The 20,703-nt window shown below is 66.0% G+C and carries 17 protein-coding genes; 1 reads left to right on the forward strand and 16 read right to left on the reverse strand.

The annotated features are described in order from the left end of the window. Positions 1-154: 154 nt before the first annotated feature. The 16 genes from AC1DYM_RS17650 to AC1DYM_RS17725 form a co-directional block, all read right to left on the reverse strand. A complete protein-coding gene (locus tag AC1DYM_RS17650) occupies positions 155-613 on the reverse strand; it encodes an REP-associated tyrosine transposase (RefSeq protein ID WP_477340539.1) in 459 nt (152 codons plus the stop codon). Between the two features lie 62 nt (positions 614-675). Beyond that, positions 676-2,523: a dihydrolipoyl dehydrogenase gene (lpdA, locus tag AC1DYM_RS17655; protein ID WP_477340541.1), complete on the reverse strand. Its 1,848-nt coding sequence runs from the start codon at positions 2,521-2,523 to the stop codon at positions 676-678. Positions 2,524-2,538: 15 nt separating this feature from the next. Further along, positions 2,539-4,239: a dihydrolipoyllysine-residue acetyltransferase gene (gene aceF / locus AC1DYM_RS17660; protein WP_477340543.1), complete on the reverse strand. Its 1,701-nt coding sequence runs from the start codon at positions 4,237-4,239 to the stop codon at positions 2,539-2,541. 270 nt (positions 4,240-4,509) lie between these two features. Then, positions 4,510-5,358, reverse strand: a complete 849-nt coding sequence (locus tag AC1DYM_RS17665; RefSeq protein WP_477340545.1) for a mechanosensitive ion channel family protein — start codon at positions 5,356-5,358, stop codon at positions 4,510-4,512. Positions 5,359-5,470: 112 nt separating this feature from the next. Beyond that, positions 5,471-7,786 (reverse strand): carboxy terminal-processing peptidase, encoded by a 2,316-nt coding sequence (locus tag AC1DYM_RS17670; protein WP_477340547.1) that lies wholly within the window; start codon positions 7,784-7,786, stop codon positions 5,471-5,473. A gap of 31 nt (positions 7,787-7,817) precedes the next feature. Continuing rightward, positions 7,818-8,816, reverse strand: coding sequence for a lipoyl synthase (lipA, locus tag AC1DYM_RS17675; protein ID WP_477340549.1), 999 nt, complete (start codon positions 8,814-8,816; stop codon positions 7,818-7,820). 13 nt (positions 8,817-8,829) lie between these two features. Beyond that, positions 8,830-9,498 (reverse strand): lipoyl(octanoyl) transferase LipB, encoded by a 669-nt coding sequence (gene lipB / locus AC1DYM_RS17680; protein WP_046967884.1) that lies wholly within the window; start codon positions 9,496-9,498, stop codon positions 8,830-8,832. Positions 9,499-9,593: 95 nt separating this feature from the next. After that, entirely contained in the window at positions 9,594-9,884 is a 291-nt protein-coding gene (locus AC1DYM_RS17685) for a DUF493 family protein (RefSeq protein WP_046967883.1), read from the reverse strand. Between the two features lie 12 nt (positions 9,885-9,896). After that, entirely contained in the window at positions 9,897-11,120 is a 1,224-nt protein-coding gene (locus AC1DYM_RS17690; RefSeq protein WP_477340552.1) for a D-alanyl-D-alanine carboxypeptidase family protein, read from the reverse strand. A 37-nt stretch (positions 11,121-11,157) separates the two neighbouring features. Further along, positions 11,158-12,564, reverse strand: a complete 1,407-nt coding sequence (locus tag AC1DYM_RS17695; protein WP_477340554.1) for a septal ring lytic transglycosylase RlpA family protein — start codon at positions 12,562-12,564, stop codon at positions 11,158-11,160. Continuing rightward, positions 12,561-13,592: a lytic murein transglycosylase B gene (gene mltB, locus AC1DYM_RS17700; RefSeq protein ID WP_477340556.1), complete on the reverse strand. Its 1,032-nt coding sequence runs from the start codon at positions 13,590-13,592 to the stop codon at positions 12,561-12,563. Before mltB ends, AC1DYM_RS17695 begins: the two co-directional genes overlap by 4 nt. A gap of 62 nt (positions 13,593-13,654) precedes the next feature. Next, positions 13,655-14,770 carry a rod shape-determining protein RodA gene (rodA, locus tag AC1DYM_RS17705; protein ID WP_046967880.1) on the reverse strand — a complete coding sequence of 372 codons (1,116 nt, stop codon included), beginning with the start codon at positions 14,768-14,770 and terminating at the stop codon, positions 13,655-13,657. A 2-nt stretch (positions 14,771-14,772) separates the two neighbouring features. Continuing rightward, positions 14,773-16,794, reverse strand: coding sequence for a penicillin-binding protein 2 (gene mrdA, locus AC1DYM_RS17710; RefSeq protein ID WP_477340558.1), 2,022 nt, complete (start codon positions 16,792-16,794; stop codon positions 14,773-14,775). Beyond that, positions 16,791-17,282, reverse strand: a complete 492-nt coding sequence (mreD, locus tag AC1DYM_RS17715; RefSeq protein ID WP_063572784.1) for a rod shape-determining protein MreD — start codon at positions 17,280-17,282, stop codon at positions 16,791-16,793. The genes mrdA and mreD overlap by 4 nt, the downstream gene beginning before the upstream one ends. Beyond that, positions 17,279-18,307 carry a rod shape-determining protein MreC gene (mreC, locus tag AC1DYM_RS17720; protein ID WP_477340560.1) on the reverse strand — a complete coding sequence of 343 codons (1,029 nt, stop codon included), beginning with the start codon at positions 18,305-18,307 and terminating at the stop codon, positions 17,279-17,281. The genes mreD and mreC overlap by 4 nt, the downstream gene beginning before the upstream one ends. Positions 18,308-18,348: 41 nt before the next feature. Next, positions 18,349-19,395 (reverse strand): rod shape-determining protein, encoded by a 1,047-nt coding sequence (locus tag AC1DYM_RS17725; RefSeq protein WP_036139600.1) that lies wholly within the window; start codon positions 19,393-19,395, stop codon positions 18,349-18,351. A gap of 270 nt (positions 19,396-19,665) precedes the next feature. On the opposite strand from AC1DYM_RS17725, the gene AC1DYM_RS17730 reads away from it, so the two are divergent. Then, complete coding sequence (locus AC1DYM_RS17730; RefSeq protein ID WP_477340562.1) at positions 19,666-20,601, forward strand: carbohydrate kinase family protein; 936 nt, start codon at positions 19,666-19,668, stop codon at positions 20,599-20,601. The last annotated feature ends 102 nt before the right edge of the window (positions 20,602-20,703 follow it).

The raw sequence follows: 20,703 nt of genomic DNA on the forward strand, positions 1-20,703 counted from the left end.
GCGTGCGGTTTTTCTGACGCTCGGTCTGGGGGCGGTTCCTGTGGGAGCCGATTCATCGGCGAATGTGGGAGCCGATTCATCGGCGATCCCGCGACAGCGGGCCGGTTTGTTGCAAGCACCCTATCGCCGCTAAAGCGGCTCCCACAGTAAAGCGCTAGAGCCAGGTTGCGTTCCAGTAGGGATAGTCACCCACTCGTGTCACCAGACCGGCTCGCAATGGATTGGCGACTATGTAACGCGCTGCTGCTTTCACATCGTCGTCTCGGCGCAGCGCCCTGTCATGAAACGACTTCTGCCAGACCGGCGACGTGCGCCCCGTCGATCGCTTGATCGAGCTGGAAACCATGGCCTTGTAACGGCCGACGACACGCGAGAGATCGCCGTCGTGAAGTTCGATGAGTCCATGCCAGTGATCGGGCATCAAGATCCACGCCAGGCAGGTGGCGTCTTTCCATGTCGCAGGGGAATGAGAGATGCGCGAGACACGCCGCGCGAGAGCGATATCGCGGAACAGAGGAGCCCGGTTCCAGGCGACCGCCGTGATCAGGTAGATCCGACCGGGTTCGGACACGCGTCCGGCGCGGACATCGCGCGAGTGGGGTGATATATGCATCGCCCCACGATGCCGCACCACAATCACCCGCGCTGCCGGTGGGCAACGCGGGTGTCGGTGGGTTACTTCTTCTTCGGAATGTAGAGATCCGTGATCGTGCCTTCGTACACCTCCGCCGCCATGCCGACGGATTCGCCGAGCGTGGGGTGCGGGTGGACGGTGCGGCCGATGTCGCCGGCTTCGGCACCCATTTCGATGGCGAGCGCGAGTTCGGAGATGAGGTCACCGGCGTGCACGCCGACGATGCCCGCGCCGACGATGCGGTGGGTCTCTTCATCGAACAGGAGCTTGGTGAAACCTTCGGTGCGGTCGATGCCGATGGCGCGGCCGGAGGCTGCCCAGGGGAACTTGCCGACGCCGATCTTCAGGCCCTTTTCCTTCGCTTCGCGCTCGGTCACGCCGACCCAGGCGATTTCCGGATCGGTGTACGCCACCGACGGGATCACGCGCGCGTCGAAGAAGCTCTTCTCGCCGGCTGCGGCTTCCGCGGCGACCTTGGCTTCGTGCGTGGCCTTGTGCGCCAGCATGGGCTGACCGACGAGGTCGCCGATGGCGAAGATGTGCTTGACGTTGGTGCGCATCTGGCGATCGACCGGAATGAAGCCGCGATCGGTCACTTCGACGCCCGCCTTGTCGGCGCCGACCTTGTTGCCGTTGGGCGAGCGGCCGACGGAAACGAGGACGCGGTCGAACACCTTGGTCTCCGGGATGCTCTCGCCGTCGAAGGTGACTTCGATACCCGCCTTGGTGGCCTTGGCCTCGACGACCTTGGTCTTGAGGTGGATGCCCTTGTAACGCTTGGCGATACGCGCCTGCAGCGGCTTGACCAGGTCGAGATCCGCACCCGGCATGAGCTGGTCGGCGAGTTCGACGACCGTGACCTCGGAGCCGAGACGCGCGTACACCGTGGCCATTTCCAGGCCAATGATGCCGCCGCCGACGACGAGCATCGTCTTCGGCACGTCACGCAGTTCGAGCGCGCCGGTCGAGTCGATCACGCGCTCGTCGTCCCAGGGGAACGACGGCAGCTTCACCGACTGGGAGCCTGCCGCGATGATCGCGTTCTGGAAGCGGATGAGCTTGGTGCCCTCAGCCGTCTGGACTTCCATTTCGTTGGGCGAGATGAAGGTGCCGACGCCGGTGACAGTGCGAACCTTGCGCGCCTTCGCCATCTGGGCGAGGCCGCCGGTGAGCTTGCCGACGACCTTTTCCTTGAACGAGCGCAGCTTGTCCAGGTCGATGGTCGGCTTGCCGAAGGTGATGCCGTGCGCGGCGATGGCTTCCGCCTCGTCGATCACGGCCGCGGCGTGCAGCAGGGCCTTCGACGGAATGCAGCCGACGTTGAGGCAGACACCACCGAGGATCGCGTAGCGCTCGACCAGGACGGTATCCAGGCCGATGTCCGCGCCGCGGAAGGCCGCCGTGTAGCCGCCAGGGCCGGAGCCGAGGACGACGAGCTGGCACTCGATGTCGGCCTTGCGGCCGGAATCGGCAGCGGCCTTGGGGGCAGCCGACGTCGCGACCGGGGCGGGAGCCGGGGCTTCCGACACGGTCGTCGACGGCGTTGCAGGTGTCGAAGCGGCAGACGCAGCGGCCGGCTTCGCAGCGGCCGGAGCCGCGGCCTTGTCGCCAGCCGGCTTCTCAGCCGACGCCGACRCCGAAGCGCCAGCCTCGGCCTCGATCAGCGCGATCACGCTGCCGTCGTTGAGTACGTCGCCGATCTTGACCTTGATCTCGACGATCGTGCCGGCCTGCGAGGCGGGCACGTCCATCGTCGCCTTGTCGGACTCGAGCGTGACCAGGCTCTGGTCTTTCGCGACGGTGTCGCCCACCTTCACCAGGATCTCGATGACCGGCACATCGTGCGAGCCGCCGAGGTCGGGGACTTTCAGTTCAATCGTGTTTGCCATGGCGATGCGCCTCCGTCAGAGCAGCAGGCGACGGATGTCGCCGAGCTGGGTGGCGAGGAACACGGCGAAGCGTGCAGCGAGCGCACCGTCGATGACGCGATGGTCGTACGACAGCGACAGCGGCAGGATCAGGCGCGGCGCGAATTCCTTGCCGTTCCAGACCGGCTTCATCGCCGCCTTGGACACGCCGAGGATCGCGACTTCCGGCGCGTTGACGATCGGCGTGAACGCCGTGCCACCGATACCGCCGAGCGAGGAGATCGAGAAGCAACCGCCCTGCATGTCGGCCGCGGTCAGCTTCTTGTCGCGCGCCTTCTTCGAGATCTCGCTCAGTTCGGCGGCGAGTTCGAGCAGGCCCTTCTTGTCCGCATCGCGGATGACCGGGACGACGAGGCCGTCCGGCGTATCCACGGCGATGCCGACGTTGAAGTACTTCTTCAGCGTGAGCGTTTCACCGGCGGCGTCGAGCGAGGCGTTGAACTGCGGGAATTTCTTCAGCGCAGCGACGACGGCCTTGATCTGGAAGACCAGCGGCGAGACCTTGACGTCCTTGTTCTCCTCGCCGAGCTTCTTGCGGAAGGCTTCGAGCTCGGTGATGTCGGCGTCTTCGAACTGGGTGACGTGCGGGATCATCGCCCAGTTGCGGGCGAGGTTCGCGGCGGAGATCTTCGGGATGCGGCCCAGCGGCTTTTCTTCCACCTCGCCGAACTTCGAGAAGTCGATCTTTGGCCACGGCAGGAGACTGAGACCGCCACCCACGGCAACACTGCCACCGGCGGACGTCGACACGCCCGAGGTCATGACCTGCTTGACGTAACCGGAGATGTCTTCGCGCTGGATGCGACCACCACGGCCGCTGCCCTTGACCTGGGCCACGTCCACGCCGAGCTCGCGAGCGAACGCGCGGATGGCCGGGCTGGCGTAAGGCGCGTTGCCCGGCATGATGACGCTGGCGTCGAAGGACACCGGCGGCGTGCGCGGAGCACCACCGACCGGCGCTTCGGTCGCGGCAGCCGGTGCGGGAGCGGTGTCGCGCGTGGGCGCGTCGGCCTGAGCGGCGGCGGCCGGCTTCTCGGCGGCGGGCGCCGGCGACGCGTCGGCGGCATCGCCGCCCTCACCTTCCAGCACGGCGATCAGGTCGCCATCGTTGACCTCGTCACCGACCTTGACCTTCAGTTCCTTGATCACGCCGGCGGCCGGCGCGGGAATGTCCATCGTGGCCTTGTCCGATTCGAGCGTCATCAGGCTCTGGTCCTTGGTGACGGTGTCGCCAACCTTGACCATGAGCTCGATGATGGGCACCGGCTTGCCGCCGATGTCGGGCACGGTGACGTTCACCGGGCCGGAGGACTTCGACGCCGACGGCGCCTTGGCGGCAGCCGGAGCAGGCGCCGGGGCGGCTGCCTCGGGCGCAGCGGCCTTCGGTGCCTCGGCCTTGGGCGCTTCCGCCTTCGGTGCGGCGGCGGCCGGGGCGTCGCCCTCGGCTTCGACCAGGGCGATCACGTGGCCTTCGTCGACTTCATCGCCAACCTTGACCTTCAGTTCCTTGATGACGCCAGCAAACGGCGCCGGCACTTCCATCGTGGCCTTGTCGGATTCGAGCGTCACCAGGCTCTGGTCTTTCTCGACGCGATCGCCGACCTTGACCATGATTTCAATGACGGGGACCGCACTGCCACCGATATCGGGGACACGGGCTTCTTTGACGTCGGCCATAGGAACTCCTAGAACAGGCGTCGGCGGGCGGCAAACCCACCGGCGGGGGAAGGACGGGCGCCGCTGGACGGCGCAACCGGTCGATTGTAATCCCTCACGCGGCGTTTCCCACGATTCAAACGGTTGTTTGCCAGTATTTCAGCTAGAACCAAACCGCCCCGCCGACGACCAGCCCCGGTAGGAGCCGATTCATCGGCGATGCCGCGGCAGCGGGGCAGTTTGTCGCAAGCACCCGTTCGCCGATAAATCGGCTCCTACCGAGAGCCGGCTTCAGGATGCTGGATCCTGGGCGACCGGCGCGCGCACCAGGCGGATCTCGCTCTGCGGGTAGGGGATGGTGATGCCGGCCTCGTCGAAGCGCTCCTTGATGCTGCGGATCAGGGTGGTCTGCGTTTCCCAGAGATCGCCGGTGGCAGACCAGCCGCGGATGACCAGATTGACGCTCGAATCGCCGAGCGCCTCGGTCCAGACGCCCGGCGCCGGATCCTTGAGGATGCGTGCGTCGGCGGCGAACAGGTCCCGCACGGTCTGCATCGCCTTGCCGATATCGTCGTTGTAGCCGATGCCGACCTTGATTTCGAAACGCCGCGTGCCGCGGACATTGAAGTTGATGATCGCGTCGCCGCCGACCTTGGCGTTCGGCAGGACCGCCTGGCGATTGTCCGGCGTGATCAGGTAGGTGTGCATGAGGTTGACGCTCTGCACGTCGCCTTCCACGCCGCCGATGGTGACGTGGTCACCGACACGGAAGGGACGGAACAGGATCAGCAGCACGCCCCAGGCGAGGTTGGACAGCGAGCTGTTGAGGGCCAGGCCGATGGCGAGGCCGGCAGCGCCGATCGCCGCGATGAACGAGGCCGTGGGAATCCCGGCCATGCCGAGCACCTGGATCATCAGCAGCGCGATGAGGATGCCGTAGATGATGTTGCGCAGGAACATCGCCAGCGTCACGTCGACGCGAGCGCGCTCCAGGGCACGACGGCCGAGGTTGGCGACACGTGCGGCGATCCAGAAGCCGATCAACAGCAGCAGCAACGCCAGGCCGATGCGGATGGAATAGGTGACGATCAAGGCGCGCGTGGCCGCGTGGATGCCGAGCTGGTCGAGGAAATCGTTCATGGGCTATGCCTCCTGCGTTTTTTGTTCGGCAGTGAGGCTAGCACCCATCGCCGCTGAAGCGGCTCCCACAAAAAGACGGGCCAAAAAAAAGCCCGCCAGTGGCGGGCTTTTTTTACGGGGTGGTGGAGGCCGGTGGGCTCTGCGGCACCTGTGCGGTTTGCGGGCTGTCGATCTTGCGACCGCCGTACGGAAGGACCTGCGCTGCGACCTTCGGGTCCGCCTTGATCAGCGACACCTCGTCGCCGACGATATGGGCGGCTTCCTCGAGCGGCGTGTCCTTCGCCTTCTTCGCATCGGCTTCCGCCTTGATCTCGGTCTTCAGGCTGCGCTCGTTGGCGTTGAGGCCGTCGTCGCCGTTGTTGGCGTCGTCGGCCGCGTCGGTCGCACCGCCGAAGATCGCCTTGCGACGGTTCCGGAAGTCCGTCTGCAGCGCATCGTACTGCTTGCGCTCGGCCTGGCGTGCGGCGAAGTTCAGCGAGATGTCGGTCTTGTCGCGGAGCTTCTTGTACTCGGCCATTTCGTCGAGCATGAGCTTCCATGCCGGCGAGTTGGCGACGCGCGCCTCGTGCTTGGCATTGAGCGGACCGAAGATCGGCTTGAGGTCGGCGACCGGCTTATAGTCGGCCGGATCGATGTGACGCCACGGCAGCGCGTTGTCGTAGGTCGACTCGCCGAATTCCTTCGCATCACCGTTCTGCGGGAACATGACGTCCGGCGTGACACCGCGCAGCTGCGTGCTGTCGCCGTTGATGCGGATGAATTCGGCGATGGTCATCTTGAGCTCGCCGTACTTGGCGGTCTCACCGGTGACGGACTTGCCGAACTTGTCGAGGTCGACCAGGTTCTGCACGGTGCCCTTGCCGAAGGTCGGCTCGCCGATGATGACGCCGCGGCCGTAATCCTGGATCGCCGCGGCGAAGATCTCCGAGGCCGAGGCCGACCCACGATTGACCAGTACGGCCATCGGACCGTCCCACGACATGCCCGGGGCGTCGTCGCCCTGCGCGTCGATCTGGCCACGCGCGTCACGCACCTGCACGACCGGACCGGTGTCGATGAACAGACCGGTGAGCTCGGTGGCTTCGGACAGCGAACCGCCGCCGTTGTTGCGCAGATCGATGACCACGCCCTCGACCTTTTGTGCCTTGAGCTCGGTGAGGAGCTTGGCGACGTCGCGGGTGGCGCTCTTGAAGTTGGTGTCGCCGGCGCGGCGCGCACCGAAGTCCTGGTAGAACGTGGGCAGGTCGATCACGCCGATCTTGCGGGTGACGTCGCCGTCCTTCACGTCGATGACCTTGGACTTGGCGGCCTGCTCTTCCATCGTGACCTTCTTGCGGACCAGCGTCACGATGTCGTGCTTGCCGTCCACGCCGGCATCGGCCGGAAGGATCTCGATGCGGACCGTGGTGTCCTTCTTGCCGCGGATGAGCTTGACCACGTCGTCCTGGCGCCAGCCGACCACGTCGACCATGGGACCGGTTTCACCCTGGCCGATGGCGACGATGCGATCGCCCGCCTTCATCTTGCCGGACTTGCTCGCCGGGCCGCCCGGAACAAGTTCGCGGATGGTGGTGTAGTCGTCGCGTGCCTGCAGGACCGCGCCGATACCTTCCAGCGACAGGCGCATGGCGATGTCGAAGGCGTCGGCGGCGCGGGGACCGAGGTAATCGGTATGCGGGTCGGTGGAGTTGGCGTACGCGGTCATGAAGGCCTGCGTCGCGTCTTCGTCGTCGAGCTGGCGTACGCGGCTGATGTACGTCGCGTAGCGCTTGTCGAGCGTCTTGCGGATGTCGTCGTCGCTCTTGCCGGCTAGCTTCAGGCGCAGCCAGTCGTTCATGGTGCGCTTGCGCCAGACGTCGTCGAGCTCGGCCTGGTTCTTCGGGATCGCGGCTTTCTTGCGGTCGAAGTTGAAGCTTTCGTTGCTGCTGAAGTCGAAGCCCTTCTTCAGCAGGCCACGCGCGTAGTTCATGCGATCCACGGCGCGCGTGATGTAGAGGTTGAACACCGAGAACGGACCGGTGAGGTCCTGGTTCCAGATCGCGTCGTCGAACTGCGTCTTCAGCGGCGCGAACTTGTCCATGTCTTCCTGGGTGAAGAAGACTTTCTCGCTATCAAGCGCGTCGAAGTAGGCCTTGTAGATCTTGGCCGACATGGCGTCGTCGAGCGGCTGGGCCTGGTAATGGAAGCGCGTGAGGAAGCGCGCCGACAGCTGCGAGGCCTGGGCCTCGGCGGCGGTCGGCTTCAACGGCAGGCTCGACTCCTTGCGCTGCGGCTCCGGCGAGGTCGCTGCTTCGGACGCATCCTTGGGCTGCGGTGTCGCGGCCTTCGTCGCCGGCGCGGCCGCACCCGGCTGCGGGGCGGCTGTCTGTGCCTGGGCACCCGCGGCGGAAAGGGCCAGCAGGAGGGCGAACGCGGGGCGAAGGGTCATGTAGTCGAAGCCTCGGATTGCTTTGGGGCGTTTATTCGACGACGCCGGCGGCGTGAGCCATCAGGTCGGCATGGTAGGAGGATCGCACCAACGGGCCGGAAGCGACATGGCCGAAGCCCATCTCTTCACCGGCGACGCGCAGCGCCTCGAATTCGTCCGGCGTCCAGTAACGGACCACCGGGTGGTGATGCGCCGTCGGCTGCAGGTACTGGCCGATGGTGATCATGTCGACGTCATGGTTCCGTAGATCGCGCATGGTCTCGAGCACCTGCTCCATCGTCTCACCCAGGCCGAGCATGATGCCGGACTTGGTCGGGACGTCGGGATGCTGTGCCTTGAACCGCTTGAGAAGGTCCAGCGACCACTGGTAGTCGGCGCCCGGACGGACTTCGCGATACAGGTGCGGCACCGTCTCGAGGTTGTGGTTGAAGACGTCCGGCGGGAAGTCCTTCATGACTTCCAGCGCGCGCTCCATACGGCCCTTGCCACGGAAATCCGGGGTGAGGATCTCGATGCGGATGTTCGGGCTGGCGTGGCGCACGGCACGGATGCACGAGGCGAAATGCTCGGCACCGCCGTCGCGCAGGTCGTCGCGATCCACCGAGGTGATCACCACGTACTTCAGGCGCATGTCGCGGATGGTCTCGGCCAGACGCGCCGGCTCGAGCGGATCCGGCGGCTGCGGCCGGCCGTGGGCCACGTCGCAGAACGAGCAGCGGCGGGTGCAGACCTCGCCGAGGATCATGAACGTGGCGGTGCCCTTGGAGAAGCACTCGTGGATGTTCGGGCAGGACGCTTCTTCGCAGACCGTGACCAGCGAGTTCTCGCGCAGGCGCGCCTTCAGCTGCTGCACGGCGTTGCCCTGGGGCAGACGCACGCGGATCCAGCTGGGTTTGCGCAGCGTGGGCACGTCGGTATCGAAGTTCGCGCGATTGAGCGCGATCTTGTCGTTACCAAGCATCTTCTCGCCCGGCTTGTCGACGACGGCGATGGGGATGCTGCGGGAAGGGGAAGTGGAGGTTTGGCTCATAACGGCTACGACCTCAGACCGCAATGCGGGTCGGGAGTTCGGGGAGGGAGGGTTCGGCTGACACGGCGTGGAAGCCAAACTGCTTGCAGAATTCCTGTACCAAGACGTCTTCCACGTCCGCCAACCGTGACGGACCGCCCAAGTCTAACACCTGGGTGACCTCCAAACCCTTGTAGCCGCAGGGATTGATGCGGTGGTAGGGCTCGAGGTCCATATCCACGTTGAAGGCCAGCCCGTGGAAGCTGCAGCCCCGGCGGATGCGCAGCCCGAGGGCCGCGACCTTGGCGCCCGCCACGTAGACGCCCGGGGCGCCCTCGAGGCGTTCGGCGCCGATATTCCACTCGCCCATGGTGTCGATGATGGCCTGCTCGATCCGGTTGACCAGCTCGCGCACGCCCACGCCGACACGGCGCAGGTCGATCATCGGGTAGGCCACGATCTGGCCGGGACCGTGATAGGTCACCTGGCCGCCGCGATCCACGCGGACCACGGGGATGTCCCCTGCCGCCAGCACGTGCTCTTCCTTGCCCGCCTGGCCCAGGGTGAACACCGGGTCGTGCTCCAGCAGCCACAGCTCGTCGACGGTGTCGTCGGTGCGGTTGTCGGTGAAGGCGCTCATGGCCTTCCAGGTGGATTCGTAGGGGACGCGCCCCAGCCGGCGGACGTTGAGCGGGAGGGTCATCGGGATCGGGTCGGAGGGGATGTCGAGGAGTTGTGGGCGGGCCCGCAGCGATACAAGGTAGGAGCCGATTCATCGGCTCCTACCAAGAGCAGGCGTCACATCGTGAAGCGGATGTTCTCGTCGGCCCGCAAGGTGCTGTGCGCCTCCAGGTACTTCTCACGGCTCGGTGCGACGAAGCTCACGGTGACCGACTGGTAGTTGCCGGCCGGGGTGAGCTTGGTCGTCAGAGTCTCGTGGAGCACTTCCAGGCCGATGGCATGGAGCAGCGCCGGGACGTGCTTGTCGAGGCCGGCCGTGGCGCTGCCGATGGCCGTGATCTCGAACTCGCCCGGGAACTGGAAGCCCTTGCCGTCTTTCTGCGCATCGCTGAAGTCGATCTCACGCATCGTGCCGTCCTCTTACTTCTTGTCGCTGTCGCTGTGGAACCACAGCATGATCGTGTCCCAGAGGCGCGAGAAGAAACCGCCTTCCGGTGCATCGTTCAGGGCCACCAGGGGCGTGGTGAGCACCGGCTGGCCGTCGAGCGTGACGCGCAGCGTGCCGACCTGCTGGCCCTTCTTGAAGGGCGCGATCAGGGTCGCCGGGATGTCGAGGTTGGCCTTGAGCTTGTCGTAGTCGCCACGCTTGACCGAGACCAGTGCGTCTTCGGCGACACCGAGCGGGATGGTGTTCTCGGCGCCCTTCCACAGCTTCGGCGTGGCGAGCGGCTTGTTGGCTTCGTAGAGCTTGTGCGATTCGTAGAAGCGGAAACCGTAGTTGAGCAGCGCCAGCGCGGCATCGGCGCGGCCCTTCTCGCTGTTGGCGCCCATGATGATGGCGATCATGCGGGCATCGCCCTGCTTGGCCGAAGCGGCCAGGCAGTAGCCGGCAGCGGCGGTGTGGCCGGTCTTGATGCCGTCGACGGTGTTGTCGCGCCACAGCAGCAGGTTACGGTTGTGCTGCTTGATGCCGTTCCACTCGAACTCCTTCACGGCCGAGATCGCGTAATCCTCGGGGAAGTCGTGGATCAGCGCGCGCGAGAGGATCGCGATGTCGCGGGCTGTCGTGTAATGGTTCGAGACCGGGTAGCCCGACGCATTCTGGAACTGCGAATGCGTCATGCCCAACTGCTTGGCATACGCGTTCATCAGGTTGGCGAAGGCCGGTTCGGAGCCTGCGGTGTGCTCGGCCAGCGCGATGGCGGCGTCGTTGCCGGACTGGATGATCATGCCGTACAGCAGGTCTTTCAGCGGCACCTGGCTGTTGAGCTTGAGGAAGCTGGTCGAGCCGTCGGTGCTCGCACCGCCGCCACGCCACGCGTTCTCGCTGATCGTGACCGGATCGGAATTGTGGATCTTGCCGTTGCCCAGTTCGGCCGAGACAACGTAGTCGGTCATGATCTTGGTGATCGAGGCCGGCTCCAACTGCACGTCCGGATCCTTCGAGGCGATGATCTGCCCGGTGTTGTAATCCATCAGCACCCAGCTCTTGCCCTCCACGTCCGGCGGCGGCGGCACCGGCGCCTCGGGAACGACCGGGCGCGGAACGGGTGCGGGATGCGGCGGGGTCTGCTGCGCCACGGTGACGCCGGCGACGAGCGCTGCGGCGGCGAAAGCGAACAGGGAGCGAGGGAAGAGCTTCATCGTTTCAGCGATCCAGTCAAAGCAACAAAAAAGAAGGTCAGTCTACCGCGACCGACGGCCGGGGCAGGCCCATGCCGGAGATCTGGTCGGTCACGCGGTCGGCGGTGTCGACGTCGGCCAGGGGGCCAACACGCACACGACGCACACTGCGACCGGCGACGGCGGTCTCGATAACACTGACAGGGCCCAGACCCGCTTTGTTCAGCTGGTCGGCCACGCGGTTGGCGTTCGCCACGTCGGAAAACGCGCCGACCTGGAGGTAAATCGTGGGTTTGCCGGGCACGGAGGCGATGGTGGGGCCCTGGGCTGGCGTGCTGAGGCGCGGGGTCTGGCCATTGCCTGACGGCGTGCCTGGGGATGCGGGCGCTGGCGCCGATCCCGCTTTTTGCCCTGGCAACGGCGGCAAGGCCTCGGCGGCGGACACGCCCGTCATCCCGGGTACGGGACCGTCGTTACCCTCGCCGTTGGCCGCCGTGCCTGCCTGCGCGCCCGCATTCGGCGTGGCGCGGACCGGCACGCTGCCGACCGGGGCCGAGATGGCGRCGCTCGGCGCGCGCGACCCGGAGGCGATCACCGGTGCCGTGGCGACAGCGCCTGCCGTGGCAAATCGCGACGACGTCGAGGGCGACGACGTCGCCATGTCGGGCGTCGGCGCCGTCCGTGCCGACGGCGGCGCCGACGCATAGGCCGGACGCGGCGGCGGCACCGGCGCGGTGACCGGCGCCGGTTTCGGTGCGGTATTCACATAAGGCGCGCCGCGATCGCTGTTCGCTTCGCTCGGATCGATCGCGCGCACTTCGACCAGGCCCGTGCCCTTCGGCCATACGCCCAGCTTCACCGCGGCCGCGAAGGACAGGTCGATGATGCGGTTCTCATGGAAGGGGCCGCGATCGTTGATACGGACGATCACGCTCTTGCCGTTCTCGAGGTTGGTGACACGCGCGTAGCTCGGCAGCGGCAGCGTCTTGTGTGCCGCCGAGAACTGGTACATGTCGTATTCCTCGAGGCTCGAGGTCTTGTAGCCATGGAATTTGTTGCCGTAGAACGAGGCGATGCCGCGCTCCACATAGCCACGCGGCGTGGGCAGCACGTTGTAGGTCTGGCCGAGCACCGAGTACGGGCTCTTGTTGCCGTAGAGGGCTCGCGGCTCGACCTTCGGCACCGGCTCGGGCAGCTTGCTGACGTCCGGAATCTCGGTCGGCACGCTGTCCGAGCTGGAGCGATAGCGCGACGACTGCGACTTGCTGATGTCGTCGCGTCCGCCACTGCTGCCGCGCGAGGACGACGACGAGCCGCTGCTGCCGCGCGATGAGGGGCGGGCGTTTTTCGAGCCGCCGCAGGCGGCGAGGACAAGAGCGAGCAGGCCGATGACGATCACGCGACTCGCGAGCACCCTTCGCCGCTGAAGCGGCTCCCACAGGGTTATCGCGGCCGCCGGCGTCATCGTGCCACGGATCCGTGCGTGCGTTCGCGGATCGCCTGGGCCAGCTGGTTCACGGCCATGGCGTACATCGGGCTGCGGTTGTACGTGGTGATGACGTAGAAATTCTGGAAGACGAACCAGTACTCGGGGCCGGCGGGACCGTCGAGGCGCACCAGCTGCGCGTCACGCCCCGGATTCAGGTGCTGCAACGGCGCGAAACCCTGCGCGACGAAGGTTTCCACCGGTGCCACGGGGCGCCAGTCCTTCGGCACGTCCGGATCGCGGACACGGGCATCGGGCTGGGCACGCACGGCGAGCGGACCACCGGTCTCCCAGCCGTGCTCGGAGAAATAATTGGCCACGCTGGCGAAGATGTCGCCCATCGAGCCCTTCATGTCGATCTTGCCGTCGCCGTCGTAATCGACGCCCCAGTCGCGGATCGAGGAGGGCATGAACTGACCCCAGCCCTGCGCACCCGCGTAGGAGCCTGTGAGCGTGTCCAGCGGTCCGGCGAGGTGGTTCGGCGGCAGTTCCAGCAGGGTTTTCAGCTGCTCACGGAAGAACGGCGCGCGCTTGGGGTAGTAAAAGGCGAGCGTGGTCAGCGCATCGAGCACTTTGTACTTGCCGGTGTTCTTACCGTAGAAGGTTTCCACGCCGACGATGGCGACGATGTATTCCGGCGGCACGCCGTACTTCTTGCCGATGGCATCGAGCAGGGCGCGATGCGTCTGGTAGAAGTCTGCGCCGGCCTGGATGCGCTGTTCGGTCAGGAAAATCGGTCGGTAATCCCGCCACGGCTTGCCTTCGGCCGGGCGGTTCATCGCGTCGATGATGGACTGCTGCATCTTCGCGCCGTCGAGGATCGCGTTCAGCGAGGCCTTGCTCTTGCCCGTGTCTTTCGCCACTTCACGCACGAGTTGTTCCTGGCCCGGATGGGTTTCAGCGAACACCGCGGGGGCGAACATCAGGGGGAAGGCGATCATCGCGCCAGCGAGGCGCGGGGATAAACGTGCGATTCGTGCGCGGCGCGCGGTAAGAACTTCATCCATGCGCCGAAGCGTAGCACGCAGGAATGGCGTCACAGGGCCGCGCGTCGGGAAGCGTTCAGGCATCAATCGTGGAGCTTGCGATTGGCGTGGATCGACATGAGCACGCCGAAGCCCGTGAGCAGCGACACCGCGGACGTGCCGCCGTAACTGATCAGCGGCATCGGCACGCCCACCACCGGCAGGATGCCCGCGACCATGCCGCCGTTCACCGCCACGTAGACGAAGAAGCTCATGCCGATGGCGCCGGCGAGCAGGCGCGAATAGGTGTCGCGCGCGTTCATCGCGATCCACAGGCAGCGGCCGATGATGAAGGCATAGAGCAGCATGATCGCGATGACGCCGACCAGGCCGAATTCCTCTGAAAACACGGCGAAGATGAAGTCGGTCGTGTGCTCGGGCAGGAATTCCAGGCGCGACTGCGTGCCGTGCTGCCAGCCCTTGCCGAACACGCCACCGGAGCCCACCGCGATCTTCGACTGGATGATGTGCCAGCCGTTGCCCAGCGGATCCGACTCGGGATCGAGCAGCGTGCGTACGCGATTGCGCTGGTATTCGTGCAGGAACTGCCAGGCCACCGGAATCGCCGCGCCCGCGCCGCCCACCAGCAGGCCGATGCGCCACCAGGCCATGCCGGAGAGGAACAGAGCGAAGGCGCCCGCCCCCGCGACCAGCAAGGCGGTGCCGAGGTCGGGCTGCTCGGCGATCAATCCCGCCGGCACGGCAATCATCAGGCCGACCACGATGATGTCCTTCCAGCCCGGCGGCAGCTGCCGCGGATGCAGGTACCAGGCGACCATCATCGGCATGGTGAGCTTGAGCAGCTCGGAGGGCTGGAAGCGCATGAAGCCCAGGTCCAGCCAGCGATAGGCACCACGGCCCTCGCCCAGCGCCGCGACGACCACGAGCAACGCCGTGCTGCCCATGTAGAGCCACGGCGTCCACGAGCGCAGCACGGGCGGCGGGATACGCGAGATCACCACCAGCAACACGGCGCCCAGCACGAAGCGTGCGGCCTGACCGCCGACCAGCGAGAGGTTGGCATTGCCGGCGCTGTAAAGCGTCGCCAGGCCCGCGCAGGCGAGCAGGAACAGCGCCAGCAGCAGGGGCAGATCGAGGCGCGGCCGCGTGAGCAGGCGCAGGCCGAAGCGTTTGAGGCGGACGGTGAGGTTGGCGAACATGCTTACTGGTCCTCGCCGTTGTCGTCGGGCGGCAACTCGCTGCTGGTCGGCGCGGCTGGCTGCGTGCCCTGCACCGAACTCGCGCTGGCGGGCGCCGCCTCGGCCGGTGCGTCGGACAGGGTGATCGGGCCCGGCGGCAAGGCGGTCGGACGCTCGCCGCCTTCGTCGACGACCCACTGATCGAGGATCTTGCGGGCGATCGGGCCGGAATCCGCCGCACCCCACGCACCCGCCTCGAGCACCACGGTCACCGCGATTCTCGGCGCTTCCGCCGGCGTGTAGGCGATGAACAGTGCGCGATGGCGCGTCGCCAGGTACGCCGTGTTCTTGTTGGTGTCATAGGCGTCGGACTTTCGCGAGAAACGCTCGGCCGTGCCGCTCTTGCCAGCGATGATATAGGGGAAGCCCATGCCTAGCTTCGCTTTGTTGCCGGTGCCTCCGGTCGAATTGATCACCGCCACCATGCCCTCGTTCACGGTGTCCCAATCCGCCGATCGACGGATCACCGACGGGCCGGTAGGCGGGAACGATTGCGGCACGCGCGCGCTGTCCACGCCATCCTGGGTATCCATCAGCAGGTGCGGCGCGTAAGGGACGCCTTTGCCAGCGAACGTGGCGAGCGCGTGGGCCAGCTGGATCGGTGTCACCGCCCAGTAACCCTGGCCGATGCCGGAGATAATCGTTTCACCCGGAAACCACCCCGCCTTGCTACGCGCGGCCTTCCATTCGCGCGACGGCAATACGCCTTCCACTTCTCCGGTGAGGTCGATGCCGGTCTTCTTGCCGAAGCCCAACCCACCCATCCACGAGGCAAGGCGGTCAATGCCCATGTCGAGTGCGAGGCGATAAAAATAGGTGTTGGTGGACATTTGGATGGCGCGGACCATGTTCACCGTGCCATCGCCGCCACGCTTGTCATCGCGATAGCAGCGGCTCTGCCCCGGAATGCAGAACTCACCGGTGGACAGCACGGTATCCGACGGCCGGCGAATGCCCATGGTCAGGCCACCGAGCGCAAGGAACGGCTTCACCGTGGAGCCTGGCGGATACACGCCACGAAGCGCGCGGTTGTAAAGCGGTTTGTCCGGCGCCGTCATCAACGACTTGTAGTCGACCGAACTGATTCCGTTGACGAACAGGTTGGGGTCGAAGTCGGGCACGCTGGCAAAGGCGAGCACCTGGCCGTTGCGCGGGTCGATGGCGATCGCCGCGCCCGAACGCCCCGCCATCGCATCCAGTGCCGCCTTCTGCAGCCGCACGTCGATGCTCAGGTAAATATTCTTGCCCGGGGTCGGCGGTGTGGTGTCGAGCACCGCCTGGGTGCGTCCATCGGCGTTGACTTCGACCAGCTCGTAGCCCGGCTCGCCGTGCAGCAGTTTCTCGTATGAGCGCTCGATGCCGATGCGACCGATGTGCGTGGTGCCCTTGTAGCTGGCCTCCTCGTCATCGTCCATCCGGTCCAGGTCATCCACGTCGATACGGCTCACATAGCCGATGACATGCGCCAGCGCACCACCCAGCGGATAGCGCCGCGTGAGATACGGCACCACGTCCACGCCGGGGAATCGCCAGCGATTCACGGCGAAGCGGCCGATCTCGTCCTCGGTGAGCTTGAGCTTGAGCGGAATGCCTTCGAAACGGCGGCCGAGCTTCACCTGCTTCTTGAACGTGGTGATGTCGTCGTCGCTGATCGGGACCACCGCGCTGAGGTTCTGCAGCATCTGGTCCATGTCGGCGACCTGCTCGGGGGTGACCTCGAGACGGAACGCGGGGACGTTATCGGCGAGCAATACGCCGTTGCGGTCGTAGATGAGCCCACGCGCCGGTGGGATCGACCGCGGCTTCACGCGGTTCTGCTCGGAGCGCGTCACGAACTCGTCGTGATGGAACACCTGCAGGTAGACGTAGCGGCTGCACACCGCCATCAGGCCGAGCAGGAGCAGGAAGAACCCGGCCAGGGCGCGCCGACGGAACAGCGCCACTTCGCCGCGAACCTCCTTGATCGAGGCGCGCCGCCGGCTCATGTGTCGTGGATGCGCAGGCGTGCGCGCAGGTCGTCGAGGATCAGGAAGACGAACGGCCACAGCACCGCGCCCACGAGCGGCGAGATCCAGTATTCCGGGGGCGGCAGCGGATCGCCGGCGAACACGCGGATCAGCAGCAAGAGCACGCGATCGTTCAACAGCAGGCCGAGCACGGCCAGCGACTGTTGCCACATGGGGAAGAAGCGCAGCCGCGAGCGGAAGCGTAGCGCGATGAAGACCATGGCCGTGAGGCGCAGCGCCTGTTCGCCGAGCAGCACGCCGTCAAAGAGATCGGCACCCACGCCCAGGCAGAAGGCGAGACCAAGCGTGACGCGATCGCCCGACTGCAGGCACCAGTAGAGCAGGATCAGCGCCGGCCAGTAGGGCTTGAACGGCGTCAGCGGTCCCGGCAGCGGAATCAGCATGAGGAACAGCGACAGCAACAACGTCGCCGCGAACCACAGCTGGCGGACACGCAGCTTGTTCATGGCGTCGTCCCCGTCGGCGAGTTACCCGTGGACGAGCTGGCGCGCGCGGGCACCGGCGTTGCCGTCGGCGAGGTCACCTTGGGCAGGGTCGGCGCGACGGGTGCGGTCGGCGGCGCATTCGGGTCCGGCGCGAGGCCGGCCGGCGGACCGGCATTCGGCGCGAGTGGCGGCGGACCGTCCTGCTCGGCCAGATCGTGCAGCAGGAGCACATCCTCGCTGCGATCCAGATCGGCGGCCGGCTTCGCCTGCGCGGACAGGAACGTCCCCGAGGCCGTCTGCGCCACGTCGCGGATCTCGCCCACCGGGAACCCCGGCGGGAAGCGTCCGCCCAGCCCCGAGGTGACCAGCTTGTCGCCGGACTGCACATCGGCGGAGACGGGAATATTGGGCAGCACGAGCATGTCGCCGCCGCGCGAGCCATAAGCCACCGTGCGCAGGCCGGTGCGCTCGATGGTGACGGGGATCGCGTGGTTCGGATCGGTGATCAACATGGCCACCGAGGTGGTCGGCATCACTTCGACGATCTGGCCCATCACGCCGCGCGCATCGATCACGACCTGCCCGGCCTGCACCTTGTCGCGCGCACCGACGTTGAGCACGATCCGGTGACGGAACGTACCCAGATCCACGCCGATGAGGCGCGCGAGCTGCACGTTGAGCGAGAGGCTGTGCTGGGTGTCCAGCAGTTCCTTGAGACGCTGGTTCTGCTCGGCCACCGAGGCCATGCGGTTGAGCTTGGCGTTGGCCAGCAGCAGGTCTTCCCGCAGGCGCTGGTTGGCCTCGGTCAGGCGTTGGCGATCGGCGAACGCCACCGTCGCCGCCTGGAAACCCTGCGACGGCAGACCGGCGATCCGGTAGATCGGTTCGACCACGATGGACAGCCCGTAACGGACGTTACCGAGCCAGCCGCCGCGGTGATCGAGCACCATGAGCACACAGGCGAGCGCGAGATAGACGATCAGGCGCAGGGTCCCCGCCACACCGGGCGCGAACAGCGGCGACTGATCGTCGCGATTGAGGGCCATGGCTCAGCGCGTTCCGGCCAGCGCGCCGTCGCGCGCGGCCATCATTCGAACGCGAAGAAGTCGCTGCCGTGCTGGTCGATCATCTCCAGCGCCTTGCCGCCACCACGGGCGACGCAGGTGAGCGGGTCATCGGCCACCTGCACGTGCAGGCCGGTTTCCTCGGAGATGAGACGATCCAGATCGCGCAGCAACGCGCCGCCACCGGTGAGTACGATGCCGCGCTCGGCCACGTCGGAGCAGAGCTCCGGCGGGGTCTGCTCCAGCGCCGCCTTGACCGCTGCCACGATGCCCGAGAGCGGCTCGTGGAGGGCTTCCAGCACTTCGTTGGAGTTGATCGTGAACATGCGCGGCACGCCCTCGGCGAGGTTACGGCCGGAGATTTCCATCTCACGGACTTCGCTCTGCGGGAAGGCGCAACCGACTTCGAGCTTGATCCGCTCGGCGGTGGACTCGCCGATCAGCGTGCCGTGGTTGCGGCGCACGTAGTTGATGATGGCTTCGTCGAAGCGATCGCCACCGACGCGGACCGACTGCGAGTAGACGATGCCGTTCAGCGAGATGACTGCGACTTCGGAGGTACCGCCACCGATATCCAGAACCATCGAGCCGCGGGCCTCATGCACCGGAATACCGGCGCCGATGGCGGCTGCCATGGGTTCCTCGATCAGGAAGACGTCGCGGGCACCCGCGCCTTCGGCCGATTCCTTGATCGCGCGGCGCTCGACCTGGGTCGAGCCGCAGGGCACGCAGACCAGCACGCGCGGGCTCGGACGGAGCATGCGCGAGCGGTGCACCTGCTTGATGAAGTGCTGCAGCATCGCTTCGGTCATGGTGAAGTCGGCGATGACGCCGTCCTTCATCGGGCGGACCGTGGCGATATTGCCCGGGGTACGACCGAGCATGCGCTTGGCATCGCCACCGACGGCGGCAACGGTACGCGGACCGCCCGGGCCCCGATCCTGGCGGATCGCGACGACCGACGGTTCGTTGAGGACGATTCCCTGGCCGCGCACATAAATGAGCGTGTTGGCCGTGCCGAGATCGATGGAAATGTCGTTCGAAAAGAGACCGCGGAACTTCTTAAACATGATGCGGCGGACGCCAGTAGCAAGAAAAAGTTAGCGTGCGAGTCTAGATTGGCCTACTCCCCCACGCAAGGGCGAAGAAGTTAAGAAAGCCTTGTAAGTCCAGATGATGCGTGGGGATTCTGTCCTGTTCCCGTAATTCTGTACGACTCGGGGAGTCGCCTCCGGGCGCGATTTTGGGTACGATCCGTCGGTTTGCCGGACCCGTCGCGTTCGGCGCCCGCTGCGGCCGCATCACGGCCGCGCCACACTTCTTCCAGGGTTACCTAAGCCATGACTGCCGTTATCTGCGGATCGCTCGCCTACGACACCATCATGGTGTTCCAGGACCAGTTCAAGAACCACATCATTCCGGACCAGGTCCATATCCTGAATGTGTCGTTCCTGGTGCCTGCCATGCGTCGCGAGTTCGGCGGCTGCGCCGGCAACATCGCCTATAACCTGAAGTTGCTCGGCGGTTCGCCGATGCCGGTCGCCACCGTCGGCCAGGACTTCGCGCCGTACCGCGCGCACCTGGAGAAGTTCGACATCCGCCTGGACGGCGTGCGTCAGTTCGACGACCAGTTCACCCCGCAGTGCTTCATCACCACCGACCTGGACAACAACCAGATCACCGCCTTCCATCCGGGTGCGATGTCCAGCGCGCACGAGAACCATGTGCGTGACATCCCGGACTACTCGTTCGGCATCGTCGCACCGGACGGTCGCGAAGCGATGTTGCAGCACGTGGAAGAGTTCGCCGCACGCGGCGTGCCCTTCATCTTCGATCCGGGCCAGGCGATGCCGCTGTTCAACGGCGACGAGTTCCGCTCGATGATCGAGAAGTCGACGTACGTCATCGTCAACGACTACGAGTCGCAGCTGCTGCAGCAGCGCACCGGCTGGAGCGCCGACGAGATCGCCTCCAAGGTCACCGCGTACATCATCACGCAGGGTCCGCGCGGTTCGCTGATCCACGTTGGCGGCGAGATCATCACGGTGCCGCCGGCACGCGAGCGCAAGGTCGTCGATCCGACCGGTTGCGGCGACGCCTACCGCGCCGGCCTCATCTTCGGCATCATGAAGAACTACGACTGGAAGACCATCGGCAACATGGCGTCGCTCATGGGCGCGCTGAAGGTCGAGCATCCGGGCACGCAGAATCAGTACTTCACGTACGAGCAGTTCGCCACGGAGTTCAAGGACCAGTTCGGTTACGACCTGCCCTGAAGACCCTTAAAAAAAGGGGCGGCGCATTGAATGCGCCGCCCCTTTTTTTGTTGCCTTATTTACGCGGCTTGAAACCCATCGTCGCGTTGACCGCCTGCTGCC

The sequence above is a fragment of the Luteibacter sp. P1_D3 genome (assembly GCF_056406135.1).